Source organism: Microbacterium sp. JAI119 (assembly GCF_013410135.1).
Taxonomy (GTDB): Bacteria; Actinomycetota; Actinomycetes; order Actinomycetales; family Microbacteriaceae; genus Microbacterium; species Microbacterium oxydans.
Genome location: NZ_JACCCK010000001.1, coordinates 2,130,917 through 2,156,968, shown reverse-complemented (window position 1 = coordinate 2,156,968; position 26,052 = coordinate 2,130,917). Strand labels below are relative to the sequence as shown.

Genomic DNA, 26,052 nt, shown 5'->3' with positions numbered 1-26,052 from the left:
CAGACGGGCCGTTGACGCGAAACGGCGGCGAGAACGCGAGACTCAGTCGCGGATTCGACGGTACCGGGTGCAGAATCATCATTATCCCGACACTGATGTCTAGGAGCCACATGACCCTCGAGCCCTCCCGTTCGCCCATGCCCTCCGGGCTCCGCTGGTCCGCAGCGACGTCCGCCTTCCAGATCGAGGGCTCCCGGCCCACCGGTGCATCCGGGCGATCAATCTGGGACGACTTCCTCGAGAGGCCGGGTGCCGTCCTCGACGGATCCATGGCCGACCCCGCGTGCGACAGCTACCGGCGCCCCGAACGCGACGTCGCTCTCGCGTCCGGTCTCGGACTCGACCGATACCGGTTCTCGATCCCGTGGGCTCGCGTCCAGCCCGACGGCCTGGGTCCGGGAGACAGCACAGCGCTCGACCACTACTCGCGCGTCGTGGATATGCTTCTCGACGCCGGGATCCAGCCGTTCCCCACCCTGTACCACTGGGAGATGCCGAGCAGCGTCGAAGCCGACGGCGGGTGGCTCGAGCGCGACACCGCCGAGCGCTTCGCCGACTATGCGGCGCTTGTGGCTGATCGCCTCGGCGATCGGGTGCAGAACTGGTACACCCTCAACGAACCCGCGATGACGACCCTCCAGGGGTATGCGGTCGGCGCATTGGCGCCAGGCAAGCAACTCCTGTTCGGTGCCCTGCCTACCGCCCATCATCAACTGCTGGCGCACGCCCGCGCAGCGGCGGTGCTCCGAGCTCGCGGTGCTGTCGCGGTGGGTCTGGTCAACAACCACACCTGGGTCCTGCCGCTGGGTGACACCGCCGAAGACCATGAGGCCGCGGCGATCTACGACCTGATCCACAACAGGGTCTTCAGCGAGCCGCTCCTCGCCGGCACCTACCCCGACCTGGAAGCACTCGGCCTGCCCCCGATGCCCGCGCAGGAAGGCGACCTCGAAGCCATCGGCCACTCGATCGATTTCTACGGCGTCAACTTCTACAATCCGACGACGGTCACGAACGCCGAAGAGGGAAGCCCGATCCCCTTCGACATCGTGCCGACGCCCGGCGTTCCGGTCACCGGATTCGGTCCCGAATGGCCGATCATGCCCGGCGCGCTGCGCGACCTGCTGATCGACCTGCATGGTCGCCATCCCGACATGCCGCCCGTGATCATCGGGGAGAACGGCGCCTCCTTCCCCGAACCCGAGCGCGCGACCCGCGTGGAGGACACCGACCGCATCTCGTACCTCGCCGGGCATCTGCAGGCCGTCGGCGACGCGATCTCGGCCGGAGTGCCGGTGGAGGAGTACACGGTGTGGTCATTGCTGGACAACTGGGAATGGGCCGACGGCTACACCCAGCGATTCGGCCTCGTCCACGTCGACTTCGAGACGGGCGAGCGAACGCCCAAAGCCTCGTACGACTGGTACCGAGAGGTCATCCGGAGTTCGCGTGCAGCGGGGGAGAAGCGATGAACACCTCCGAGCACCCCCGCACCATACGAGCCGGCGCGCGATGGATGTCGCTGTTCACGCTCGCCTGGCTGGCGATCTGGACCGTGCAGCTCACTCCGGTGCAGCTCCTCCTCCCGCTGCAGCTCGACACTCCGGAAGACGACTGGATTCGCGGGGTCGTCTCCTCGGGCTTGGTTCTGGGCATCGGCGGGCTCGCAGGCATCCTCGCGGGTCCCGCCGCCGGTGCGCTCTCGGACCGTGCGGCTGCAGGCAGACACCGCCGTCGCCCCTGGGCGGTCGGCGGGGTTCTGCTGACGGCGGTGTGCCTCGTGCTCACGGGCTACGCCGACGGCCCGTGGACCGTGGGCGCAGGTTGGGTGGGCGTGTCGATCGGCGTCGCTGTGTCATCGGCGGCCTTCACCGCGCTCATCGCCGATCAGCTGCCGACGACGCAGCGAGGTGCCGCATCTGCCGCGGTCGGTTCCAGCCAGGCCGTCGGCATCGTCGTCGGAGTGGGGCTCATGGTACTCCTCGGCCTCGGAACCCGCGAAGGGTACTGGCTGCTCGCCGGGATCATCGCGGTCGTCGGCACGGCGACCGCACTCCTGCTGCCGGATCCGCCGAGTACGGAGGCGCTGCGGCCTAAGCGCAGCGGAGGGCGCCGGCTCGCCTCGCTCCGCGACCGCGACTTCGCGTGGATGCTCTCCGGTCGACTGGTGACGAACGTGGGGAATGCCCTCGGCACCGCGCTGTTCCTGTTCTTCCTGTTGCACGGCCTCGGGCAGCCCAGCGCGACAGCCCAGGACAACTTGCTGCTGCTCATCGTCGTGTACACGGTCTTCGTCGTCCTCGCCTCCGTGGTCACCGGCATCGTGTCCGACCGCACCGGGAACAGGAGAACGCTCACGGTCGCCGCGACGGTCGTGCAAGCGGCGTCCGGGGTGGCGATCGCGCTCGTCCCGACGTTCGAGATGACCATGGTGGCCGCGGCCCTCATGGGGCTCGGATACGGGGCGTTCTCGACGGTCGGCCTCGCTTTCGCCGCCGATCTCCTCCCGGATGCGCAGGACCACGCGAGGGATCTGGGAATCGTCAACGTGACGGCCGCCCTCGGACAACTCATCGGTCCGGTGCTGGGAGCCGGCCTGGTCGCACTCGTGGGCGGGTTCTGGCTCGTGTTCGTCGCAGCCGCCGTGCTGTCACTGGTCGGCGGACTCCTCACGGCGTTCGCTCGGCAGCCGTCCACGGCGGCGTGAGCGCGCCGCGAGCTCCTCTACGTCCACGTCTTCTGCATCCGCCTGCGCTGCATCCGCCTGCTCGACGGTCGCGATGGCGAGCTGCAGCACGGCGTTGAAGATCTCCGGACGCATCGCGGTGACCAGGTGGGTGGTGCGCGGCACGACGATCAGCTCCGCATGTGGTGCGAGCTGCCGGAACAGAGGCTCGTTCAGCCGCAACTGGTCGTACTGCCCGTTCACGAACCACAGCGGAACAGTGATGCGGGGAACGGCTGCGGCGATGTCGAGTGCGGCGAGGCTGCGCAGTGCGGCGTCCTGCGTGTCGAGCGCGTAGCCGCCGGCGGCGAAGTCCGAACGGTTCTCGAGAGGGATGGTGGCGGCGAGCATCTGGCGTGTCAGCCACATCCCGCGATCGGGGAGGGAGTCGACGGCGCGGGCGAACAGGCGGTAGGCGGCGAGACCGGTGCCGCGGGGCAGGGACGTGCAGGCGGCGGCGACCAGGGCAGCGATCGGCGGAGCCTCGGCACCGCCGGCGTAGGCGAGCGAGAGCAGTCCGCCCATGGAATGGCCGACGAGGACGACGGGTCCTTTGTCAGCGGCCGCGCGCACTGCGACGTCGATCGTGTGCAGCGCCTCGTGCAGCGCGAAATCCTCTTGCATCCGTGATCCGTGGCCGGGAAGGTCGACGGCGGTGAAGGCGTGTCCCCGCTCCTCGAGATAGACGGCCTGCGATCGCCACATCGTGGCCGAGGTGCGGATGCCGTGCACGAAGACGATCTGTGCGCTCACGGGTTCAGCATAAGGAAAGCGGGGCCGGTGGATGAACCACCGGCCCCGCTTCGACACGATTCGTGTCAGAGGGTGTTACTTCTCCCAGCCGACGTTCTCGACCGGGCTGATGCCGAACAGATCCAGACCCAGGTAGGGCTCAGGCGTCAGGTTGGCGAGACCCTCGCGGACCGTGTAGATCTGCGGTCCGTTGTACAGCGGGATGAGGCCCCAGCGCTTGTAGATCTCGGGCTCGAGCTTCATCGCGGCAGCGGTCTGCGCCTCGGGGTCGCTCTGCGACTCGACCTTGTCCTTGATCTCGGCGTCCAGCTCAGCGTCACCGACACCCGACAGGTTGAGACCCGAGTCCGAGCAGTACAGCTGGCAGAACCAGGCAGCACCGAAGGCGTCGGAGGACGTGAAGCGGAGACCCGAGACGTCCCAGTTCTTCGACGTGTAGTCGTCGGAGAACTGGCTCGAAGGACGAACCTCGACCTTGACGTCGATGCCGACCGCCTTCTCCTGAGCCTGCAGCGACTGCGCGAGAGCCTTCTGCGTCGCGGAGTCGCTCCAGATCGGGTAGACGACGGAGAGCTTCACGCCGTCCTTTTCGCGGATGCCGTCGGAGCCCTCCTCCCAGCCTGCCTCGTCAAGGAGCTTCTTGGCGCCCTCGACGTCGAACTTCCAACCGGCCTCCTTCATGGAGTCGGAGTAGCCGGGCTGGAACGAGAACAGCGTCAGCGAACCGGCCGGGTCCTCCTTGTAGCCCAGGCCGTTCCAGGCGATCTGCTTCTGCTGGTCGATGTTGATGGCCTTGAAGAACGCCTCGCGGACCTTGACGTCCTCGAACTGCGGCTTGGTCGAGTCGACCTGGAGGATGGTGTTGGCCGTCTGCTGAGCGCGGTAGATCACGGCTCCATCGACGTCCTTCACCTGATCGATGAGCTCCTGCGATCCGGTCTCGGTCATGTCGACCTCGCCGTTCTTGAAGGCGTTGACGCCGGCGGGGTAGTCCATGCCCGTCATCGTGACCTTGTCGAGCAGCGGAGCGTCGCCCCACCACTCGGGGTTCGGCTTGAACGAGATGTAGCCCTTGGTGGCGTCGTACTCGTCGACCGTGTACGGACCTGCGCCCCACTCAGGGTGCGGGTTCTCGTTCATCGCCTCGTTGAACGCGGTCGGGTCGGCGAGGGCCGGGTGGATGACGCCGCCGTTGAACGGCATCTGCGGCCAGGCGAACTCGCCCTTGAACGTGACGATCGCAGTCTTCGCGGTGTCGCCCTGCTCGACGGACTCGATCTCCTTGTAGCCGTCGGTCGCGTTGGGGTTGAAGCCCTCGTCGTACGAGCGGTTGGCCTTCCACGTGGCGTCGATGGCAGTCCAGTCCATGTCGGTGCCGTCGTTCCAGTGCGCCTCGTCGGTGAACGTGAAGGTCAGCACGGTCTTGCCGTCCTTGACCTCGTTCTTCCACTCGGAGAGGTAGTTGTCGTTCTTGTACTGCGTGCCATCCGGCTTCATGAGGATGATCTGCGGCATGTACCAGGCGGCCACGCGCGTGGTGTTGGCGCTCGCATCGCTGTTGAAGGCGTTCAACTGGGCGGGGATCTCGGTGAGCGCGAAGTTGACCTCGCCGCCCTCCTTGAGGTTCTCGCGCGGCTGCGGGTTGTAGTTGGACATCTCGACCCCGGCGGCGTCGCCCTCGTCGTTCTTGTCGCCACTGCCGGTGTTGCCGGCAGCGCACCCGCTGAGTGCGAGTGCGAAAGCGCCGGTGAGTGCCAGCGCTCCCATCAGCTTGTACTGCTTCATGGTGCTCCTTTCGCCTTGCGGCGTGTCATAAGGGGAGAATAGTTCGCCGGGTGCACGAATGCGCCTGCGGCAAGTGAATCCGGACTAACCGTTACCGGACGGTGACCGTGGCCGATCAGGACGGGACGGCGCGGGACGTCGCCGTCGCCGGGTCGAACACGATCCGCTCGCGCGTGCGCTCGATATCGGGGTCCGGAACCGGGATCGCCGACAGCAGCGCCTTCGTATACGGGTGCTGGGGGTTGTCGAAGACGTCGTCGACGTCGCCGTGCTCGACGAAGTCGCCGAGGTACATGACTGCGACGCGGTCGGCGATGTGCCGGACCACGGACAGATCGTGCGCGACGAACAGATACGAGATGCCGAGTTCGACCTTGAGGTCGTCAAGGAGGTTGATCACGCCGGCCTGGATGGACACGTCGAGCGCGGAGACCGGCTCGTCGAGCACGAGGATCTTCGGGTTGGTGGACAGAGCCCTGGCGATGCCGATGCGCTGGCGCTGGCCGCCGGAGAAGGCCTGCGGGAACCTGTCGCTGTGTGCGGGGTTAAGGCCGACGAGATCCATCAGTTCCTTGACCCGTCGATGAGCCTCGACCTTCGACGTGCCGATCGCTGACAGCGGCTCCGAGATGATGTCCGCAACCGTCATGCGGGGATCGAGCGCTCCCATCGGGTCCTGGAACACGATCTGGATGTCGCGACGCAGCGCGCGCTCCACCTTGTGACTGTGGATGTCGTTGACGCTCGTTCCGGCGATGATGATGTCGCCATCGGTCTGCTTCACCATGTCCATGATCTGCAGCAGTGTCGTCGTCTTGCCGGAACCGGACTCGCCGACGATGGCCAGGGTCTCACCTTCGCGCACGTCGAAGCTGATGCCCTTGATCGCGTGCACCTCGCCGACCTTGCGCTTCAGGAACGCGCCCTTGAGCAGGGGGAAGGTCTTGGTGAGGTTCTTCACCTCGAGCGTGATGGGCCGCTCCTCGCGGGGCAGGCGGGTCAGCGCGCTCTCCGGCGCTTCGCGCACCGGATACACCGGCAGGCCGCCGAGGAGGCCGCCATCGGCGATCTCGTTCGCGCGGATGCACGCGGCGCGGTGCTCCTCACCGCCGCCGGTGAGCACGGGCAGCAGTTCGGGCTCACGCGTGCGGCAGGCGTCCATCACGATGGGGCAGCGGTCGGCGAACGGGCACGCATCCGGGAGGTTGATCAGCAGCGGCGGGTTGCCCTTGATCGGAGTGAGCGGCTCCTTCTCGGCCTTGTCCACGCGGGGGATCGCGCCGAGGAGGCCGATCGAATAGGGCATGCGCGTCTGATGGAAGAGCTCGCGCACCGGTGCCTGTTCGACGGGCTTGCCTGCGTACATGACCATCACGTCGTCTGCGGTGCGGGCGACGACGCCCATGTCGTGGGTGATCATCATGACGGCGGCGCCGGTCTCGGCCTGGGCCTTCTCGATCAGGTCGAGGATCTGCGCCTGGATCGTGACGTCGAGAGCCGTGGTGGGTTCGTCGGCGATGATCAGCTTCGGGTTGTTGGCCATCGCGATGGCGATGACGACACGCTGACGCATGCCCCCGGAGAACTCGTGCGGGAAGGACTTCATCCGCTTCTCGGGCTCGGTGATGCCGACGAGCTTCAGGAGCTCGATCGAACGCGCTGTCGCCTCCTTGATGCTGAGGCTGCGATGCACCGTCAGCGCTTCGATGAGCTGCGCGCCGATCGTGTACACGGGGGTGAGCGAGGTGAGCGGGTCTTGGAAGACCATGGCGATGCCGTTGCCGCGGATGGCCGAGAGCTGCGAGTCCGTCTTTCCCAGGAGTTCCTGACCGTCGAACACGATGGACCCTGAGACCTTGGCGTTCTCGTCGAGCAGTCCCATCACGGCGAGGGAGGTGACGGACTTGCCAGAACCCGACTCGCCGACGATCCCGAGGGTCTTTCCGGCTTCGAGGTCGAACGAGACGCCGCGGACAGCGTCGACCCTGCCGGCCTCGGAGGCGAAGCTGACCGTGAGGTCGCGGACGGAGAGTACAGGGCTCATGCGCGGCCTCCTGCAGCCGAAGTGGGATCGAGAGCGTCGCGCAGTCCGTCGGCGATGAGCGCCATCGAGACGGTGAGCAACGTGAGGATCAGAGCGGGGAAGTAGAACAGCCAGGGTGAGCTGGTGATCGTCGTGCTTCCCTCGCCGATCAGGGAGCCGAGCGAGACGTCGGGGATCTTGACGCCGAACCCGATGAACGAAAGGCCCGTCTCGGTCGTCACTGCGGCGACGATGCCCAGGGTGAAGTTGATCACCAGCAGCGAGCCGATGTTCGGGATCAGGTGACGCGTCACGATGCGCAGGCCACGCACGCCCATGTAGCGCGCCGCCTGCACGTACTCGCGCTCACGCAGCGAGAGCGTCATGGTCCAGATGATGCGGGCGGGGAAGAACCAACCGACGAAGATCATCACGAGCGCGATGACCCACCACACGCCACCGGAGTCGTTCGAGATGATCGACAGCAGCAGGAAGGTGGGGACCACCATCATGAAGTGGATGAACAGCAGAGCGAACCGCTCGAACCAGCCACCGAAGTAGGCGGCCGCCGTTCCCACGAGTGCGGAGAGCACCGTCGTGCCGACGGACACGGTGATGGCGATCATGAGCGATCGCTGCAGTCCCACGGCCGTCTGCGTGTATGTGTCGTTGCCGGCGCCGTTGGTGCCGAACCAGTGCGCAGCGGACGGCGGCTGGCTCAGCGCCAGGAAGTCCATGCTGTCGACGGCGTACGGAGACAGGAGAGGCCCCAGTGTCGAGAAGAGGACCAGCACGATGAGCACGACCACACCGCCCACAGCGGCCTTGTTGCGCATGAAACGTCGCGTGTAGAGCGTCCACTTGGACAGCGACTTCCCCGTGGCGCGGTCCGCGGTCGGCGGGGCCGCTGGCGGCTCGACGAGAGGATCGATCATTTCGGCGGTCATGGTCAGCTCACCCTCACTCGCGGGTCGAGGACGACGACGACGATGTCGGCGAGCACTGCGCCGATCGCGGTCAGCACGGCGCCGAAGGCGGCGACGGCCACCACGCCGTTGATGTCGTTCTGGTTGATGGTGTCGAGGAAGTACCGGCCCATGCCCTGCCAGGCGAAGATCTGCTCGGTCAGGATCGCGCCGGTGAAGATCGTGGGGATCGTGAAGGCGACCTGTGTCGCGACCGGGATGAGCGAGGTGCGAAGCGCGTGCTTGCGGACGGCTTGCGCCTTCGTGAGGCCCTTGGCGCGGGCGGTGCGCACGTAGTCGGCGTTGATGTTGTCGAGCAGGAGCGACCGCTGCAGGAAGTGGTACTGGGCGTAGCCGACGATCACGAGCGCGATCGTGGGAAGTGTCAGGTGCTGCAGGGTGTCGATGATGACGGGGAAGAATCCGGTCACGCCGGGACTCGATGAACCGGTGACGTAGAAGATCCGCACCCCGGTCCACTCGTTGAGCGAGATCGCGAGGAGGACCACGCCGAGACCGGCCACGATGATGTTCAGGTTCATCGTGATGATCGATGTCGCCTGCCCGATGCGGTCGGCGAGCTTGTACTGGCGTGAGGCCGTGTAGACACCGAGCCAGATACCGAGCAGCGCGGCGATGATCGTCGCACCGAGCACGAGTTCGGCGCTGACCCACATGCGGTAAGACACCTGTTCGTTGACCGACTGGCCCGTGGGGCTCAGGCCCCAGTCCCACCGGAACAGGATGCTGCTGAACCAGTTCCACCAGCGCTCCATGAGCGGAACGCTGTCGCTGAGGTTGCGTGGGATCAGGACGTTGTCGATCTGCTCCGGGGTGAGCGGAGGTCGGCGCCCGACATAGTTGCTGCGCGGATCGAGGAAGCCCCACGCCAGGAAGAACGTGAGGTTCGTGGCGACCACGATCATGAGCAGCCAGCCGAGTGCTCGGCGCAAGAGGTACTTGATCAAGGGGGGTAAGTCTTTCTCTTCTACAGACGCGCTCGGGATCTGCCGACGCAACGCTGAGTCAGTTGGATACACAATCGCCATCCACCGAACTCTGCGACGCGACGACCATCACGGGGTGTATGACGGAGTCTTATCGCTTGCGGGATCCGGTGTCACGGATTTTCCCTGGCAACTTCGGGAGACTATCACCGGTATGGCCGAATCGGGGATTAGCCTCGCCTGACCGTACAATCGAGTGGACATGTCCCCACGCGCTCTCACTCCTCTTCAGCCTGCTGCGACGCCGGCTGCGCAGATCCGTAATTTCTGCATCATCGCCCACATCGACCACGGCAAGTCGACGCTCGCCGACCGCATGCTCCAGATCACGGGCGTCGTCTCGGATCGCGACATGCGCGCGCAGTACCTCGACCGTATGGACATCGAGCGTGAGCGCGGCATCACCATCAAGAGCCAGGCGGTCAGGATGCCCTGGGAGCTGGATGGGCAGACCGTCGCGTTGAACATGATCGACACCCCGGGTCACGTCGACTTCACGTACGAGGTGTCCCGGTCCCTCGCCGCCTGCGAGGGAGCGATCCTGCTCGTCGACGCCGCACAGGGCATCGAAGCGCAGACCCTCGCCAACCTGTACCTCGCGCTCGAGAACGATCTCCACATCATCCCGGTGCTGAACAAGATCGACCTCCCGGCGGCCGACCCGGAGAAGTACGCGAAGGAGCTGGCCTCCCTCATCGGCGGGAAGCCGGAGGATGTGCTGCGGGTCTCCGGTAAGACCGGCGCCGGCGTGGAGGACCTGCTCGACAGGCTCGTCCAGGAGATCCCGGCGCCGAGGGGTGACGCGGATGCTCCGGCCCGCGCCATGATCTTCGACTCGGTCTATGACGCGTACCGCGGCGTCGTCACGTACGTCCGCATGATCGACGGCAGCCTGTCACCCCGCGAGCGCATCCAGATGATGTCGACAGGCGCGAACCACGAGGCTCTCGAGGTCGGCGTGTCCAGCCCGGAACCGACTCCCACCAAGGGGCTCGGGGTCGGTGAGGTCGGCTACCTCATCACCGGCGTGAAGGACGTCCGTCTCTCCAAGGTCGGCGACACGATCACGAACGCCCGCAAGCCCGCATCCGAAGCGCTCCCCGGATACACCGACCCGAAACCGATGGTGTTCTCGGGCATCTACCCGATCGACGGGAGCGACTATGCGGAGCTCCGCGAGGCCCTGGACAAGCTGAAGCTCTCCGATGCCTCCCTGCAGTACGAGCCGGAGACCTCGGTCGCCCTCGGGTTCGGATTCCGCTGCGGCTTCCTCGGACTCCTGCACCTGGAGATCGTGACCGAGCGTCTTGCGCGGGAGTTCGGACTCGATCTCATCACCACGGCGCCCAGCGTGATCTACGAGGTGCTCACGAGCGACACCGGCGAGACCGTCACCGTCACGAACCCGAGCGAGTACCCCGATGGGCGCATCGGCTCGGTGTCGGAGCCCATGGTCAAGGCGGCCATCCTGTTGCCCAAGGACTACGTCGGCACCGTCATGGAGCTGTGCCAGTCGCGTCGAGGCACGTTGCTCGGCATGGAGTACTTCTCCGAGGAGCGCGTCGAGCTGCGCTACAACATGCCGCTCGGCGAGATCGTCTTCGACTTCTTCGATCAGCTGAAGTCGAAGACCCAGGGGTATGCGTCGCTCGACTACGAGCCCTCAGGGCAGCAGGAAGCCGACCTGGTGAAGGTCGACATCCTCCTGCAGGGGGAGAAGGTCGATGCCTTCAGTTCGATCGTGCACCGCGACAAGGCCTACGCCTACGGCACGATGATGGCGGAGCGGCTGCGCAAGCTCATCCCTCGCCAGCAGTTCGAGGTGCCGATCCAGGCCGCGATCGGCGCACGCATCATCGCCCGCGAGACGATCCGCGCGATCCGCAAGGACGTGCTGGCCAAGTGCTACGGCGGTGACATCACCCGCAAGCGCAAGCTCCTCGAGAAGCAGAAGGAGGGCAAGAAGCGCATGAAGATGGTGGGCCGTGTCGAGGTGCCGCAGGAGGCGTTCATCGCTGCGCTCTCCGGCGATGTCGAAGGCAAGGAAAAGAAGTAACCGGTGCCGTTCCCGGCGTATGAGCGGGGGATGACGCGCGGCCCGATCCGCGCGGTGCCGAAGGGGATGCGCCTCTCCGAGCGTTCAACGGTCGTCGGCCCTGCCGCGCGAACTGCGGTCGCCGCGCTGGTGAGCTCGTGGGATTTCAAGCGCCGTGCGGGATTCGAAGTCCCTGTCGGTGCGCCTGCCGCAGGCGTCGAGGGCGTGCTCGCGAAGCGTCTGCTCGGTATTCGATTCGTGGAGCCCGTACGGGTCGTATGGGCGGATGAGAACGGCTTCGGCTACGAAACCCGTCCTGGGCATCCGATCTACGGCGAGGAGTCGTTCCTGATCGACGAGCACGGCGTTTTCGTCGCGCGATCGGTCTCGCGTCCTTCGACGTGGTTCTGGCGATTGCTGGCGCCGGCGCTCCTGCTGCTGCAGCGAGCCACGCACGACCGGTATGTCCGCATCGTTCAGGATGAGGCGGGGGCGTCGTCGGTCTCGCGCCGAGCCACGATGTGACGCTCCGCGGCGCGTGGGGGTGTTCGCTCAGGTAACCCGAAGTAGGGTGGAAGTCATGCGGCGCGGGACTTTCCGAGACGACACGGTGGACTATGCGGCCGTGGGTGCGACCCATGCTCCGGATCTGATGCAGTACCCGCCGGAGCGCAGCATCCCGGCGGAGGAATCCTGGCGGATCGGCAGCGGGATCGAACGCTTCCAGACCGCCGGCGAAGCGCTTCTGTCGTGGACGGCACAGCGCGCTGCCGGCCTGACGGTCGAAGACGTGCGCCCCGCACCGGGACCTGCCTATGCGGGCGTGAGCTTCGACGCCGAGGGCAACCCGATCGCTCCGAGCAAGCGCGACGTCGAGCAGCGCTACGACGCGGAGGGCATGCCGTTCGTCGGCGCGGGGATGACCCTGCACCTCCGCGGGCGCGTCGCGGGCATGCGCGCCGACTCCGAGCTCCGCGTGATCTCCGTCACGGAGGAGACCCGTCGTGTCGGGTTCGTCCTCGGAACCGTCGGCGGATCGGTGGTCAGCGGAGAAGAGTCGTTCGACGTTGACTGGCGTGAAGACAACGACGAGGTGTGGTTCACCGTGCGCGCCTTCGACGCGCCGAACGGCCTGCTCTACCGCACGATCCCCGCTCTCGTGAAGCGTCGCCGCCGCGAGCTCTTCGCGCGCTATCTTCGGGCGATCTCCCCGCTGTACGCGACTCCCGTCTGATGGCGGGACCACTTCCTCTCGGAGACCCCGCCCCGGCGGACGGACGCTTGCCCGCAGATCTTCGGATCGATGAGCATGTGCCGTTCTCCGCCTACCTGCACATCCCGTTCTGCACCGTGCGCTGCGGCTACTGCGACTTCAACACGTACACCTCGACCGAGCTGCGCGGGGCGAAGCAGGAGGACTACGCGTCGACGTTGATCGCGGAGATCGCCCTCGCTCGTCGAGTGCTGGATGACGCGGGAGCGCTGCGGCCGATGGACACCGTGTTCTTCGGCGGCGGTACTCCCACGCTTCTCCCCGCCGGCGACCTCGCACGCATGCTCGGAGCGGCGACAGATGCGTTCGGCCTGGCAGCGGGCGCGGAGGTCACGGTCGAGGCGAACCCCGACACGGTGACGCCCGAAGTGGCGCACACCTTGGCACGAGCAGGAGTCACGAGGATGTCGGTCGGCATGCAGTCTGCCGTTCCCCACGTGCTCGCCGCCCTCGATCGCACGCACCGCCCGGAGAACGTGCGCACGGCCGTCGCCGCCGCGAAGGATGCGGGCCTTGCCGTGAGCGTGGACCTGATCTACGGCGCACCGGGGGAGTCCCTCGCCGACTGGCAGGCGTCGCTCGATGCCGCACTCGCGCTGGAGCCGGACCACATCTCGGCCTACGCGCTCATCATCGAAGACGGAACCAAGCTCGCGCGTCAGATCCGCCGCGGGGAGGTGCCGACCCCCGACGACGATCTCCAGGCCGACATGTACGAGCTCGCCGACGGCCGACTCGCTGCCGGCGGCTTCGACTGGTACGAGGTGAGCAACTGGGCGCGCACGCCCGATCGTCGCTCCCGACACAACCTCGCGTATTGGCGGGGGAACGACTGGTGGGGCTTCGGTCCCGGAGCGCACAGCCACGTGGCCGGTCTGCGCTGGTGGAACGTGAAGCACCCCGCGGCGTACGCCCAGCGCCTTGCCGCATCCGAGTCGCCGGCAGCAGGCACGGAGCGTCCGGACGACGACTCGCGCACGCTCGAGCGGATCCTGCTGCTCAGCCGCATCCGCGAGGGGATCGCGATCGACGAAGTCCCGAGGGCGAACAGGAGCAGGGTCGCCGGACTCATCGCCGACGGTCTCGTCGAACCACTCGCAGCGCTTCAAGGGCGCGTGCAGCTGACGCTACGCGGTCGCCTGCTCGCCGATGCCGTCGTCCGCGAACTGACCGACTGAAGGCTGAAGCGTCCGTCACCCGGGGAGCAGATCCATCGCCGCCGCACGCCTCTGGGGCACCGTCGTGCTCCTGGCGTCGAACACCCGCGTGAGGCGATCGTCACCGTAGGCCGGCCAGCCAGGATCGCCCGACGTCACGAACCCGACCCACGACGCGTTCATCTCGGCGGCGAGATCACGCGGAGCGTCGGGACCTGCCAGACGCGCGGCTTCCTCGTCATCGAGGCGATCGAACACGAACCCGAGCTCGAGCGCGTGTGCCGCGCGGAGATCGCGGACGGGACTCGGCCAGGCGAACTCGTAGACGTGCGTCTTCTCCGGACGCGCGGCTGCCACCCGGCTCAACGGAGCACGCAGCATCACGTCCGTGACGAGCTGCCCCAGGATCTCTCCAGCGCCGGCGTCGGGGAACGCGGATCGATAGGCCGCCACCGCACGTCGAGGGATGCGGGAGAGCAGTCGCGCGGCTTGCAGCTTGAACTCTCCGATGCCTGCCAGCACCTCCGGTGGGAACCAGAGCCGATACTCGTCGGTGTTGCTCCCGATGAGTAGCGGCGTATCGATCTCGCGAAGCACCTCATGCGGTGACCGGGGAAGGCTCTCGGGGTCGATCGCCAACTGGAACGCCGGAGCCCCGCCGAGGGGAGACGATCCGGCGGATTGAGCTCTCCGTGCGTCCAACAGCTTCTCGGGCGTCAGAGCGGCGAAAGAGACGCGGTCGGCTCGTACTCCGAGTCGCTTCGCGAGTCGAGCCGTCACACGTCCGGCCTTCTTCGGAGTCTGCGCCTGGAGTGGTCCGGACTCGATGATGGCGCGACTGATGAGTGCGCGGGAGTCCGCCCGAGCGAGGAGCCCGGCGACGATGGCTCCACCGGCGGACTCGCCCATCGCCGTTATCCGTGTCGGGTCGCCGCCGAGAGCGGCGACCTCACGGTGCACCCACTCGAGGGCCGCGGCCGCATCGCGCAGGCCGAGGTTCCGTGGGGCGCCCTCCAAGACGGAGAACCCCTCCGAGCCGAGTCGGTAGTTGATCGACACGAAGACGATTCCCGCCTGCGCGAAGACCGCGCCGTCATAGAGCGGAAGAGCGGCGGTGCCGCGTTCGAGCGCGCCGCCGTGGATCCAGAGCAGCACGGGGGCGCCGGAGGCGTCGGGCGGGGCCCAGACGTTCGCCGTGAGGATGTCGTCTCCGTCGATCCGCACCGAGCCGAGCAGCTCGCCGATGGCGCCCGCATACGGAACCTGAGGCGGAGTGGGGCCGAACTCCAGTGCGTCGCGCACGCCGTCCCAGGTCGCGACAGGCTGCGGCTCGCGGAACCTGTGCTCGCCGAACGGCGCCATGGCATACGGGATGCCGAGGTAGCGGACGATCCCCGCCTCCTCGACGCCACGAACGATGCCGGTCGACAGGGTGGCATGCGGGGAGGAGGTCATGAGCGTCATCCTAGAGTCGTCGGTCCGCGGTACGGAGAACCCGCAGCTGCACGGGGTAGGATTGGCACTCTGAACGTCCGAGTGCCAGCGGAAGGGAAGGGCGATGGTCACAGAGCGAGGGCTGCAGGTTCTCCGCGCGATCGTGCAGGACTACGTCGAGACCCACGAACCCGTCGGCAGCCGGTCGATCGTCGACAGGCATTCCTTCGGCGTCTCGGCCGCCACGATCCGAAACGACATGGCGCTGCTCGAGGATGAAGAGCTGATCACCGCTCCGCACACCTCGTCGGGAAGGGTTCCCACAGACAAGGGCTACCGCGTCTTCGTGAATCATCTCGCCCAGTTGCGCCCGCTCTCTTCGGCACAGCGCTCGGCGATCGAGTCGTTCCTGGGCGAACCGGCCGATCTCGACGACCTGATGGTGCGCACGGTGCGGGTGCTGACGCAGCTGACGGGTCAGGTCGCGCTCGCACAGTATCCGTCGTTCGCGCGTGCGCACGTGACGCATGTCGAACTGGTGGCCCTGGCACCGAACCGGCTGCTGATCGTGCTGGTCACCGATGCCGGCGGCGTGTCACAGCGGATCGCCCCCCTGCCGGAGATCATCGACGAGTCCGACCTCGCGGTGCTGCGTGCACGCCTGTCGTCGTTGATCACCGGACAGGGCATCGGTGAGGCATCCGACCGTCTTCAGCTGCTGCTCGGGGCGGAGGACAAGCCTCAGGACGCGGTGCTCCGCACGCTCGCCGGCGTCGTCGTCGACGAGCTCGGCAGCTTCCGTCAGGAACGTCTGGTGATGGCGGGGGCGGCCACCCTCGCGCGTCGGGAACAGGACTTCCGCGGGAGCATCCATCCGCTTCTCGAGGCGATCGAGGAGCAGGTGACGCTGCTGCGACTGATGAGCGAGATGGTGACCGACGAGCAGGGTCTCGCGGCCAGCATCGGCACCGAGAACGCCCCCTTCGGCCTCGGTGAGGCGTCGATCGTGGCCAGCAACTACGCCGCCCCCAGCGGCACGGCGCGAGTCGGCGTGATGGGGCCGACGCGCATGGACTACCCGAGCAATCTCGCCGCAGCGCGGGCCGTGGCCCGCTACCTGTCGCGGATGCTCGACGAAGACGAGGCCGGCCGCTGACGCGGTCGCCACGAGAACACACGCAGAAAGGCGATTGTGGCGGACCACTATGAGGTTCTCGGGGTGTCCCGGGACGCTTCCACCGATGAGATCAAGAAGGCGTACCGACGCCTTGCCCGGCAGCTGCACCCGGATGTGAACCCCGGGGACGACGCTGCGGAGAAGTTCAAGCTCGTCACGCATGCGTACGACGTCCTCAGCGACGACGAGTCACGCCGGCGCTACGACATGGGCGGCGGAGACGGCGCCGCGGGGAACTTCGGCGGCTTCGGCGGTTTCGGCGACATCTTCGAGACGTTCTTCGGTGCTTCTCAAGGGGGAGGGCGCGGTGCGCGTCCGCGGTCGCGTCGGGAGCGGGGCCAGGACGCCCTCGTCCGGGTCACGCTCGACCTCGGCGACGTCGTGTTCGGGGCGCATCGGGACATCGAGGTCGACACCGCCGTGCTGTGCGAGACGTGTCAGGGGTCGTGCTGTCAGGAGGGCACCTCGCCGGTCACGTGCGACATCTGCGGCGGCTCCGGCCACGTGCAGCGGCAGGTGCGCAGCCTGCTCGGCAACGTGGTCACCTCTCAGCCCTGCGGCACCTGCGAGGGCTACGGCACGACCATCCCGTATCCCTGCGGCACCTGCGGGGGGCAGGGTCGCGTGCGTTCGCGCAGAACGGTGTCGCTCGACATCCCCGCCGGTGTCGAGACGGGGCTCCGCCTGCAGCTTCCCGGTTCCGGTGAGGTCGGCAAGGCGGGCGGACCGAACGGTGACCTGTACGTCGAGGTGACCGTCAACCCGCACGCGGCGTTCAGCCGCGAGGGAGACGACCTGCTCGCGACCCTCGAGGTGTCGATGACCGACGCGATCCTCGGTACCGAGACCAAGATCCAGGCACTCGACGGCGAGGTGGACCTCGAGATCCGTCCCGGTGTGCAGTCCGGGGACGTGCTCACGATCAAGGGACGGGGCATCACCCCGCTCCGCGGCACGCAGCGCGGCGATCTGCGGGTCGGCGTCCAGGTGCTGACACCGACTCGACTGGACTCCGCGCAGCGTGCGCTGATCGAGGACTTCGCGAAGAAGGCGAAGTCCCCGGAGCCCCAGCTCGCCCAGTTCCAGCAGGGACTCTTCTCGAAGCTCCGCGACCGCTTCCGCAGCCACTGATCATGGCACTGCACTTCCTCGTCGAATCGTCGACGGATGCCCGAGTCGACGACCTGGTGTCGTTGACCGGAGCCGAAGCCAAGCACGCGGCCGTCGTCCGTCGTCTTCGCGTCGGCGAGGCTGTCACCGTGGGCGACGGCGCGGGCGTGTGGCTGACCGGTGTGGCAGAGGAGGTGTCTCCCTCCCGAGTGGAGGTCCGTGTCGCGGAGCGCGTCGAGCACCCCGCTCCGACGCCTCGGGTCGTTCTGGTACAGGCGCTCGCGAAAGGAGACCGCGATGAGCTCGCCGTGCAGGCGGCGTGCGAACTCGGCGTCGACGAGATCGTCCCCTGGCAGGCGAGTCGTAGCGTCTCGCGGTGGGAGGGCCCGAAGGCGGTGAAGGGACGGGAGCGCTGGGCGACGATCGTCCGCGAGGCCGCCAAGCAAGCCCACCGCGCCTGGGTGCCCGCTGTCGCATCACCCGTCTCGACGGCTCAGCTCAGGGAGCGCGCGGCCTCGCAGCGCCTCCTGCTGCTCGACCCGACGGCGCCCACGCGACTGTCGGAGATCGAGCCGGACGGACGCGACCTGGTGCTCGTGGTCGGACCGGAAGGCGGGATCTCCGACGAGGAGCTGCGTCACCTGACGGAGGCGGGGGCAGAGCGTGTGCTCCTCGGCGAGACGGTGCTCCGTACCTCGACGGCGGGCCCGGCCGCGATCGCCGTGCTGTCGGTGGCACTCGGTCGATGGTGACCCCGCCCGACCGGCACGGGACGGGCCCGAGGTCGTCGTCACGCTCCGGTCAGTAGACTTGACGGTATGACGGAACCCTCGATCTTCACGCGCATTCTGAACGGGGAGATCCCTGCCGAGATCATCGGCGAGACCGACCGGCTGTTCGCGCTGCGCGACATCGCCCCGCAGGCGCCCGTGCATCTGCTCGTGGTGCCGAAGTCGGCAGAGTATCGAGATATCGTCGAGGTCGCGGCCGCAGATCCCTCTCTGCTCGCCGAGATGGTCGCTTTCGCGGGCGAGCTCGCGGCGGAGCACACGGAGGACGGCGACTTCCGCCTCGTCTTCAACACCGGCGCGAACGCCGGACAGACCGTTTTCCACGTCCACGCGCACGTGCTGGCCGGCGGATTGACTGAGAAGAGTGTCGGTGCCTGAGAACCACGAGCCCCAGGAGCGGAGCCTGGGCGGCCGGCCTCCTGAGGCGGTCGAGAAGATCTACGCGGACGGCGTCGCCATGGTGCAGCTGCTCGGACCGCAGGACCGGCTGCTGCGGATGCTGGAGCGTGAGCACCGCGATGTGCAGGTGCTCGTCCGCGGCAACGAGATCACACTCAGCGGTGACACCGATGCGGTCGCGAAGGCGAGGGCGCTGGTCGAGGAGCTGCTCGCCATGACGAAGGCCGGGCAGGACCTGGCACCGAGCGACGTGTCCAGTTCCGCGCGGATGCTGCGCCAGGAAGGAGGACCGCGCCCCAGCGAGGTTCTCGGCGAGGCGATCCTGACCACGCGCGGCAAGGTGATCCGTCCGAAGACCCTCGGGCAGAAGGAGTACGTGGACGCGATCGAGGAGAACACGATCGTGTTCGGCATCGGTCCGGCCGGTACGGGCAAGACCTACCTCGCGATGGCCAAGGCCGTCCAGGCGCTCCAGCGCAAGGAGGTCACCAGGATCATCCTCACGCGCCCCGCGGTCGAAGCGGGAGAGCGGCTCGGCTTCCTCCCCGGCACGCTCACCGACAAGATCGATCCATACCTCCGCCCGCTGTACGACGCTCTCAACGAGATGATGGACCCCGAGATCGTCCCTCGCCTGATGGCGACCGGCACGATCGAGGTGGCACCCCTCGCCTACATGCGCGGGCGCACCCTCAACGACTCGTTCGTCGTCCTCGACGAGGCTCAGAACACCACGCCGGAACAGATGAAGATGTTCCTCACGCGTCTCGGTTTCGGCACGCGGATGGTCGTCACGGGCGATATCACGCAGGTCGACCTTCCGCAGGGGTCGTCGGGGCTCCGCCTGGTGACCCGAGTGCTCGACGGCATCGACGACATCCATTTCTCCCGTCTCACCAGCGACGACGTGGTACGGCACTCGCTGGTCGGACGCATCGTCGACGCGTACAGCGAGTACGACGAGAAGCGCACCGCAGCGCGATTCGAGCGCGAGCAGGCGGCGGAGTTCGCCAACCGTGCCGATCGCCGGGGAGCACAACGACCTGGACCGCGTGATCGCGCCCCGAAACGAGGACTCTCATGATCGAGATCAACAACGAGTCGGCCATCGACGTCGACGAGACCGTGCTGCAGCGACTGACCGATTTCAATCTCGCGCAGCTGCACGTCAGCCCTGACGCCGAGGTGGCCATCGTCCTCGTCGACGAGGGCGCCATGGAGGCGCTTCACGTGCAGTGGATGGACGAGCCCGGCCCCACCGACGTGCTGAGCTTCCCGATGGATGAGCTGCGCCCCGGGACCGAAGACCGTCCGACCGCCCCCGGCCTGCTCGGCGACATCGTGCTCTGCCCCCAGGTGGCCGAGACGCAGGCGCAGGCGGCAGGACACACCCTGATGGATGAGCTCATCCTGCTCACGACCCACGGTCTGCTCCACCTCCTCGGCTTCGATCACGCCGAGCCCGACGAGGAGCGTGAGATGTTCGGACTGCAGAAGGAGCTGATCCAGGGTTTCGCGGCTGCTGAACGCCGACGATGACTGCTGTTCTCCTCCTGATCGCCGCCGTGCTGCTGGTGGCGTTCGGCGGTCTCATGGCCGCGATCGATGCGGCGTACGGGGTGACCTCGCGTGCCGGACTCGCCGACATGGCGACCGAGGGCCGCAGGGCCAGGGCACTGGAGCGTATCGCCTCAGATCTCGACGCCCACGTGAACGCGGTGGCGTTCATCCGCGTCCTCGCAGAGGTGACGGCAGCCGTGCTCGTGACGGTCGCCTTCACCATCCTGATCGAGAACAACTGGTGGGCGATGCTCGCCGCCGCGGTGCTCATGACGGCGATCACCTTCGTGCTCGTGGGGGCGAGCCCGCGGTCGTTCGGGCGTCAGCACGCCGAGGGCATGATCCGCGGCACCGCGTCGATCGTGCGCGGGCTCCGCATCATCCTCGGCCCCCTCGCGCAAGGCCTGGTCCTGCTGGGAAACCGGGTCACCCCCGGCACGGGGCGCAGCTCCTTCACCAGCGAGGATCAGCTGCTGAGCATGGTCGACGAGGCAGCGTCGAACGATCTCATCGAAGAGGACGACCGCGACCTCATCCACTCCGTCTTCGACTTCACCGACCAGTTCGTCCGCGCCGTGATGGTGCCGCGCACCGAGATGGTGACGGTCGATGCCACGGCGACCACCGACGAGGCGATGGCACTCTTCCTGAACCGCGGCGTGTCCCGGATGCCCGTCGTCGACGACGAGGCCGATGACGTGGTGGGAGTGCTGTACCTCAAGGATCTCGTGCAGTTCGCCTACCGCGACGACAGTGCGTGGCGCGCGGCGTCGATCCGTCCGATCGCGAGGCCGGCGACCTTCGTCCCCGAATCGATGCGAGCGGAGACCCTCCTGCAGCAGATGAAGCGCGATGCCGTGCACGTCTGTCTGGTGATCGATGAGCACGGCGGGATCTCGGGTCTCGTGACTCTCGAGGACCTCATCGAGGAACTCGTCGGCGAGATCTCCGACGAGTACGATCAGGTATCGGCGGAGTTCGTCGATCTCGGTCACGGACGATACCGCGTGAGTGCTCGCCTCTCGCTCGAAGACGTCGGCGATCTGTTCGGGCTCGAGCTCGAGGACGAGGACGTGGATTCGATCGGCGGTCTGCTCGGGAAGGCGCTGGGACAGGTTCCCCAGCCCGGCGCCACGGCGACCGTGGAAGGTCTGGTGCTCACCGGCGGTGCATCGCGGGGGCGTGGACGAGGTATCGCGACGGTGTTCGTGGAACGTGCGGCGGGGGAACCCGACGCTTCGCAGGATGAAGGAGATCGAGACGATGACTGACGACACCCGAAGCGGTTTCGTGACCTTCGTCGGCCGCCCCAACGTCGGGAAGTCGACGCTCACGAACGCCCTCGTCGGCGAGAAGATCGCGATCACGAGCGAGAAGCCGCAGACGACACGTCGCGCTATCCGCGGCATCGTCAATCGCCCGGAGGGGCAGCTCGTCATCGTGGACACCCCGGGGATCCACAAGCCGCGCACGCTGCTCGGCGAGCGGCTGAACGACCTCGTGGAGCAGGTGCTGGGCGACGTCGACGTCATCGGATTCTGCGTTCCTGCGAATGAGAAGGTGGGCCCGGGGGACAGGCGGATCGCGGCATCCCTCGACGGGTACCCGCGCGCGAAGAAGATCGCGATCGTGACCAAGATGGATGCGGCCGGCCGTGACGAGGTCACGGAGCGTTTGCTGGAGGTCGATTCGCTGCGCGAGGACTGGGCCGCGGTCGTCCCGCTGTCCGCCCTCACCCGCGAGCAGCTCGACGTGCTGTCGGACGAGATCCTGACGCTGATGCCGAAGGGGCCCGCGCTGTACCCGGAGGGCATCACGACCGACGAGTCGCAGGAGGACCGGATCGCCGAGATGATCCGCGAGGCCGCTCTCGAGGGCGTGCGCGACGAGCTTCCGCATTCGATCGCCGTCGTCATCGACGACATCGCGCCGAGGGAGGGCACCGACCTCACCGACGTGCACGCATCCATCGTCGTGGAGCGTGACAGCCAGAAGGCGATCATCATCGGGCATAAGGGCAAGCGTCTCAGCGAGGTGGGCGCGCGAGCGCGTGCGGGCATCGAGGAACTGCTGGGGACGCGCGTCTTCCTCGGGTTGCATGTGAAGGTCGCGAAGGAGTGGCAGCGCGACCCGAAACAGCTCGGCAGACTCGGGTTCTGAAATGACATCCGGCACTACGTCGATGGCGGCGGGAAGGCCGCCGACCCCGACGACATGAGCGGCCGCAGCGAAGACCCGAATCCGCTGCGCGACGAGGTCTTCAGCCGGGTGTTCGACGAACACTGGGCAGCCGTTCGACACCACATCGAGGGCGTGGTCGGCGCCGAGGCCGAGGTCACCGAGATCGTCTCGGAGGTCTTCCTGCTCGCCTGGACGAAGCTGCGCCCTGCCCGTCCGCCGAGTCGGGTCTGGCTTCTGCGGGCAGCTGATCGGCGACTGGGTGCCCGCTCCGGTCGTACGTCAGCACCGCACGGTGTGTTCGATGCCGTGCGTCTCGGCGTCTCCGGCGAGGAAGGTGAACCCGATCCTGTCGGCAGGGTGGCGGTCATGCGGGCTTTGGCTGTCCTCACTCCCCGCCAGAGGCGTATCATCATGCTCACGTACTGGGACGGACTCACGGTGGGGGAGATCGCGGAGTTGTCGCGCACTTCCGAGTTCCGGGTGCGGAAGTCGCTGGGACGTGCGCGGGAACGCCTGCGTGCGGAGCTGGGTCTGGAGGGGCTGATAACGGGTGATGATTGACGATGCCGTACTCGAACGGATGCTGATCGACGCCGATCCCGCACCGACGCCGCGTGAGGCGGCACCCGATGCCCGGGCTCTCGCGACCAGGGATCGGATCCTCCGCACGAGTGCGGCGCCTCGCAGGAGACGTCGGCGGGCGATCGGCTGGGCCTCCGGGCTGACGGCGGTCGCCGCATCCACCGCCCTGGCCTTCGCCGTCTTCTCGCCCCAGGGCGCCGCGGTGGCCGGGATGCCATCGCCTCTCGACTTCGAAGGCTCGACCACGGTCGCGCAGACGGTGGATGACGCGGACGCGGCTCTCGCCGATCCGACCGGACCCGCAGCGCCGGAGCGCGCCGTGCGGACCGCCTTCTGGGGGTTCTCGGTCGAGGTCGAGGCGAAGGTCAGCAAGGTCGTCCCGCAGCTCTCCACGCTCACGTGGGAACCGGACGGCTCGGGCCGGATGACGATCGTCGCCGGCGTCCCCTACGATCCGGAGGACGCGGTGGCGAGCAACGCCGCCGAGGTGACCAGCAGTGGGGAGGTCGTCACCGACCTCGTCATGGCGCCGGGCGATTTCTACACCCCCTGGACGGACGTGCCGGGCGAGACGCGTCAGGACATGATCGCCATCCTCCGTGCCTTCGGCATGCCGGAGAACCCGACGGCGTACGACGTCGAGGTGGCTTTCACGTCGGTCCTCGACCAGTGGACGCTGACGAACGCGCAGCACCGCGAGCTGCTCGCGCTCCTCGAGGAGGCGCAGGGCGGGGAAGCGCTCGGGATGACGAAGGACCGTCTGGGGCGGGAAGTGAACGGCGTCAGGGTCATATCGCCGGATGGCGCCGCCAGCGATCTGATCCTGGTCTCCCGTGACACCGGCAGGATCGTGGGCGTCGAACGCACCGTGTTGATCGCAGACGACGTCTTCGCCGCCGGTTCGATCATCTCGTATCAGATGTGGGACCTCGATGAGGAGGAGATCAGATGAGGCCGAGGGTTATCGTCGCTGCGACGATGCTGAGCGCAATACTGCTTCTCAGTGCGGCACCGGCGCAGGCTGCTCTGGAGGGCGACGACGCCGTCGCTCCCGAGATCATCGCGATGCTCGAGGAAGTGCCCGGCGGTGTGATCATCGATTCGACGCATGCGGCGTGGCCCGCGCTCGGCATGGAACTCGCGATCGGGACCATCGCGCTCCGGTCGGCGCGTTCGGTCGGGAGCTGTGCGACCGATCGGTTCTGCGCCTACAGCGCCGGGTCGCTCGGCGGCAACAAGCTCACGTTCAGCGTGTGCAGCGTCAACACGATTCCCTCCACGTTCATCGCGAAGTCGGTCGCCAATGCGCGGAGCTCCGGCCACGTGCAGGCGCGAAACGGCAGCACCACGGTTACCACCGTCAACGCGGGAAGCTGGGCGAACCTCGCAGGCACGGTCAACAACCTCCGCTGCGTCCTCTGAGCAGGTCCGAGCGATGACGGCGGTGGTCTCTCGAGCGCGGCACTGGGTCGCCGCGGGGTGGGGTTCGCCCGACCTCTGGGAGTTCGTCGAGCACGACATTCCGGCTCCGGAGCACGGCATGGTCACCATTCGCGTCCTCGCCGCCGGGGTGAACCCCGCTGATGCGAAACATGTCGCTGCTGCCCGACCGGGCATCGAGCTGCCGGTGCCGATCGGGTACGAGGTCTCGGGAGAGGTCGCGGCCATCGGCCAGGGTACCCGCATCGGTTCGGGCGCTGTCGACATCGGCGACGAGGTCATCGCCTTCCGCGTGCGAGGCGGCTATGCGACCGCGGTCACCGTCCCGGCTGAGAAGGTCTTCGCGAAGCCCTCCACCCTGACGCATCCGGAGGCGGCGAACCTGCTCCTCGTGGGTACGACTGCCGCGGAGATGCTCGCCGTCACCGGTGCGGCGCCGGGGGAGACGATCCTGCTCCACGGTGCCTCCGGTGCTGTCGGTGCGAGCGTGCTGCAGCAGGCACGCCTGCGCGGCATACGCGTCATCGGAACGGCGAGCGAGTCCCGGTTCGACGAGGTGCGACGATTCGGAGGGCTCCCGGTGCGCTACGGCTCGGGGCTCGCCGCACGTGTGCGCGCTCTGGCGGACGGGCCGATCGCTGCGGCATTGGACGCCGTGGGGACGCACGAAGCGGTGGATGCATCGCTCGAACTGGTAGGCGATCGTCGGCGGATCGTGACCATCGCCGCGGCTGACCGCGCGACGGCCGACGGCATCCTCGCCATCGCCGGCTCCATGCCCGAGAGCGCACGTTTCCGGGATGAGGTCCGCAGCGAGTTGATCGCTCTGGCGCAGAACGGCGATCTCGTCGTTCCCCTGGCCCGCACGTTTCCGCTCTTCGAGGCACGCGCGGCCCACCGACTTCTCGCCACGGGTCACCCCGGAGGCAAGCTCGCGTTGATCCCGTAGCTCAGTCGATCTCCCGAAGCGCTGAGGTCACGATCACGACGCCGTCACCGTACTCCGCGTCAGCGGCCTCCTGGATGGCACCGTCATCCCACGTGACGCTGAGCCGGACGTAGCCGCGGTCCGTGCTGACGGTGAGCGCCTCTCCACCGAGACGCGTGGCGATGTCGTCCTGGATCCTCGTGAGCTCGTCGGCCGGTGTGGTGCCGTCGACGCCGCCCGTCGGATCCTCCGTTGGGATCGGGTCGAACAACGCGAGCATGATCGGTGGATCGGTGTTGGTGAGCCGTTCACCGTCGTAGGTCGCGTAGACGGCGTACGCGCCCCAGGTGGTCTCTCCGCTGGACTCGCTGCCCTCGAGTCCGGCCCAGGACCAGCCGGCGAGAGGCACTCCGCTGCACTGGGGCGGATGCGATTCCATGATCGCTCCCAGACATAGCTGTACCTCGCCCGCCACATCGAGCACCGTGCCCACGCCGATCACGCGCCCTTCCGGGAGGTCAGGCCGGACGTCTTCGAGCCCCTGCCCTGATGGTGCAGACGTGCTCGTCGGCGCCGCGGAGCCTCCGGGCCCGGAGGTGCAGGCGCTCAGGAGCAGGAGGCCGAAGACGGAGGCGACGGCGAGGGTCAGGCGACGCGGCGATGTGCTCATATCGGGGAGTGTCGACAGCGAAGGAAACGTCTCACACCCGTCGAATCGGCGGAGTCA

The 26,052-nt window shown here is 67.4% G+C and carries 25 protein-coding genes; 18 read left to right on the top strand and 7 right to left on the bottom strand.

The window, feature by feature from the left end; translation table 11 throughout:
• Positions 1–110: 110 nt before the first annotated feature.
• Both HDC31_RS10420 and HDC31_RS10415 read left to right on the top strand, forming a co-directional pair.
• A complete protein-coding gene (locus HDC31_RS10420; protein WP_113681140.1) occupies positions 111–1,472 on the top strand; it encodes a glycoside hydrolase family 1 protein in 1,362 nt (453 codons plus the stop codon).
• Entirely contained in the window at positions 1,469–2,707 is a 1,239-nt protein-coding gene (locus tag HDC31_RS10415; protein WP_179516053.1) for an MFS transporter, read from the top strand. The genes HDC31_RS10420 and HDC31_RS10415 overlap by 4 nt, the downstream gene beginning before the upstream one ends.
• On the opposite strand, the gene HDC31_RS10410 is transcribed toward HDC31_RS10415, so the two are convergent.
• The 5 genes from HDC31_RS10410 to HDC31_RS10390 form a co-directional block, all read right to left on the bottom strand.
• The gene (locus HDC31_RS10410; protein WP_113681139.1) at positions 2,651–3,478 is read right to left on the bottom strand and encodes an alpha/beta fold hydrolase; all 828 of its coding nucleotides are present in this window, start codon (positions 3,476–3,478) and stop codon (positions 2,651–2,653) included. The two genes, HDC31_RS10415 and HDC31_RS10410, sit on opposite strands and share 57 nt — an antisense overlap.
• A gap of 75 nt (positions 3,479–3,553) precedes the next feature.
• A complete protein-coding gene (locus HDC31_RS10405) occupies positions 3,554–5,263 on the bottom strand; it encodes an ABC transporter family substrate-binding protein (protein WP_058631391.1) in 1,710 nt (569 codons plus the stop codon).
• Positions 5,264–5,378: 115 nt separating this feature from the next.
• Positions 5,379–7,307, bottom strand: a complete 1,929-nt coding sequence (locus HDC31_RS10400) for an ABC transporter ATP-binding protein (RefSeq protein WP_179516052.1) — start codon at positions 7,305–7,307, stop codon at positions 5,379–5,381.
• Positions 7,304–8,233, bottom strand: coding sequence for an ABC transporter permease (locus HDC31_RS10395; RefSeq protein ID WP_058631389.1), 930 nt, complete (start codon positions 8,231–8,233; stop codon positions 7,304–7,306). The genes HDC31_RS10400 and HDC31_RS10395 overlap by 4 nt, the downstream gene beginning before the upstream one ends.
• 2 nt (positions 8,234–8,235) lie before the next feature.
• Positions 8,236–9,219 carry an ABC transporter permease gene (locus HDC31_RS10390; RefSeq protein ID WP_058631388.1) on the bottom strand — a complete coding sequence of 328 codons (984 nt, stop codon included), beginning with the start codon at positions 9,217–9,219 and terminating at the stop codon, positions 8,236–8,238.
• 241 nt (positions 9,220–9,460) lie between these two features.
• On the opposite strand from HDC31_RS10390, the gene lepA reads away from it, so the two are divergent.
• From lepA to hemW, 4 genes are read left to right on the top strand one after another with little or no spacing between them, the layout of a single operon-like run.
• A complete protein-coding gene (lepA, locus tag HDC31_RS10385) occupies positions 9,461–11,314 on the top strand; it encodes a translation elongation factor 4 (RefSeq protein WP_058631387.1) in 1,854 nt (617 codons plus the stop codon).
• A 30-nt stretch (positions 11,315–11,344) separates the two neighbouring features.
• Complete coding sequence (locus HDC31_RS10380) at positions 11,345–11,818, top strand: DUF1990 family protein (RefSeq protein WP_113681138.1); 474 nt, start codon at positions 11,345–11,347, stop codon at positions 11,816–11,818.
• 55 nt (positions 11,819–11,873) lie between these two features.
• Positions 11,874–12,527 carry a DUF1990 family protein gene (locus tag HDC31_RS10375; protein WP_046749203.1) on the top strand — a complete coding sequence of 218 codons (654 nt, stop codon included), beginning with the start codon at positions 11,874–11,876 and terminating at the stop codon, positions 12,525–12,527.
• Positions 12,527–13,744, top strand: coding sequence for a radical SAM family heme chaperone HemW (gene hemW, locus HDC31_RS10370; protein ID WP_113681137.1), 1,218 nt, complete (start codon positions 12,527–12,529; stop codon positions 13,742–13,744). Before HDC31_RS10375 ends, hemW begins: the two co-directional genes overlap by 1 nt.
• Positions 13,745–13,759: 15 nt before the next feature.
• On the opposite strand, the gene HDC31_RS10365 is transcribed toward hemW, so the two are convergent.
• Positions 13,760–15,178, bottom strand: coding sequence for a carboxylesterase/lipase family protein (locus HDC31_RS10365; RefSeq protein WP_257022018.1), 1,419 nt, complete (start codon positions 15,176–15,178; stop codon positions 13,760–13,762).
• A 103-nt stretch (positions 15,179–15,281) separates the two neighbouring features.
• On the opposite strand from HDC31_RS10365, the gene hrcA reads away from it, so the two are divergent.
• The 12 genes from hrcA to HDC31_RS10305 all read left to right on the top strand — a co-directional run bounded on the left by hrcA (position 15,282) and on the right by HDC31_RS10305 (position 25,346).
• The gene (gene hrcA, locus HDC31_RS10360; protein WP_113681136.1) at positions 15,282–16,313 is read left to right on the top strand and encodes a heat-inducible transcriptional repressor HrcA; all 1,032 of its coding nucleotides are present in this window, start codon (positions 15,282–15,284) and stop codon (positions 16,311–16,313) included.
• Positions 16,314–16,349: 36 nt separating this feature from the next.
• Positions 16,350–17,465 (top strand): molecular chaperone DnaJ, encoded by a 1,116-nt coding sequence (dnaJ, locus tag HDC31_RS10355; RefSeq protein WP_061018470.1) that lies wholly within the window; start codon positions 16,350–16,352, stop codon positions 17,463–17,465.
• A gap of 2 nt (positions 17,466–17,467) precedes the next feature.
• Positions 17,468–18,196 carry a 16S rRNA (uracil(1498)-N(3))-methyltransferase gene (locus tag HDC31_RS10350; protein ID WP_046749198.1) on the top strand — a complete coding sequence of 243 codons (729 nt, stop codon included), beginning with the start codon at positions 17,468–17,470 and terminating at the stop codon, positions 18,194–18,196.
• A 66-nt stretch (positions 18,197–18,262) separates the two neighbouring features.
• Positions 18,263–18,613 (top strand): HIT domain-containing protein, encoded by a 351-nt coding sequence (locus HDC31_RS10345; protein ID WP_113681135.1) that lies wholly within the window; start codon positions 18,263–18,265, stop codon positions 18,611–18,613.
• A gap of 79 nt (positions 18,614–18,692) precedes the next feature.
• Positions 18,693–19,718: a PhoH family protein gene (locus tag HDC31_RS10340; RefSeq protein WP_242868634.1), complete on the top strand. Its 1,026-nt coding sequence runs from the start codon at positions 18,693–18,695 to the stop codon at positions 19,716–19,718.
• A complete protein-coding gene (gene ybeY / locus HDC31_RS10335) occupies positions 19,715–20,173 on the top strand; it encodes an rRNA maturation RNase YbeY (RefSeq protein ID WP_017202321.1) in 459 nt (152 codons plus the stop codon). Before HDC31_RS10340 ends, ybeY begins: the two co-directional genes overlap by 4 nt.
• Entirely contained in the window at positions 20,170–21,465 is a 1,296-nt protein-coding gene (locus HDC31_RS10330) for a hemolysin family protein (RefSeq protein WP_046749196.1), read from the top strand. Before ybeY ends, HDC31_RS10330 begins: the two co-directional genes overlap by 4 nt.
• Positions 21,458–22,354, top strand: a complete 897-nt coding sequence (era, locus tag HDC31_RS10325) for a GTPase Era (RefSeq protein WP_046749411.1) — start codon at positions 21,458–21,460, stop codon at positions 22,352–22,354. The genes HDC31_RS10330 and era overlap by 8 nt, the downstream gene beginning before the upstream one ends.
• A 54-nt stretch (positions 22,355–22,408) precedes the next feature.
• Positions 22,409–22,936 (top strand): RNA polymerase sigma factor, encoded by a 528-nt coding sequence (locus tag HDC31_RS10320; protein WP_113681134.1) that lies wholly within the window; start codon positions 22,409–22,411, stop codon positions 22,934–22,936.
• Positions 22,929–23,909 carry a hypothetical protein gene (locus tag HDC31_RS10315; protein WP_179516050.1) on the top strand — a complete coding sequence of 327 codons (981 nt, stop codon included), beginning with the start codon at positions 22,929–22,931 and terminating at the stop codon, positions 23,907–23,909. The genes HDC31_RS10320 and HDC31_RS10315 overlap by 8 nt, the downstream gene beginning before the upstream one ends.
• Positions 23,906–24,379: a hypothetical protein gene (locus HDC31_RS10310; protein WP_046749193.1), complete on the top strand. Its 474-nt coding sequence runs from the start codon at positions 23,906–23,908 to the stop codon at positions 24,377–24,379. Before HDC31_RS10315 ends, HDC31_RS10310 begins: the two co-directional genes overlap by 4 nt.
• A gap of 13 nt (positions 24,380–24,392) precedes the next feature.
• Positions 24,393–25,346 (top strand): NADP-dependent oxidoreductase, encoded by a 954-nt coding sequence (locus HDC31_RS10305; protein ID WP_113681133.1) that lies wholly within the window; start codon positions 24,393–24,395, stop codon positions 25,344–25,346.
• A gap of 1 nt (position 25,347) precedes the next feature.
• Here HDC31_RS10305 and HDC31_RS10300 read toward each other — a convergent pair whose 3' ends face one another.
• Positions 25,348–25,995, bottom strand: a complete 648-nt coding sequence (locus HDC31_RS10300; RefSeq protein ID WP_113681132.1) for a hypothetical protein — start codon at positions 25,993–25,995, stop codon at positions 25,348–25,350.
• Between the last annotated feature and the right edge of the window lie 57 nt (positions 25,996–26,052).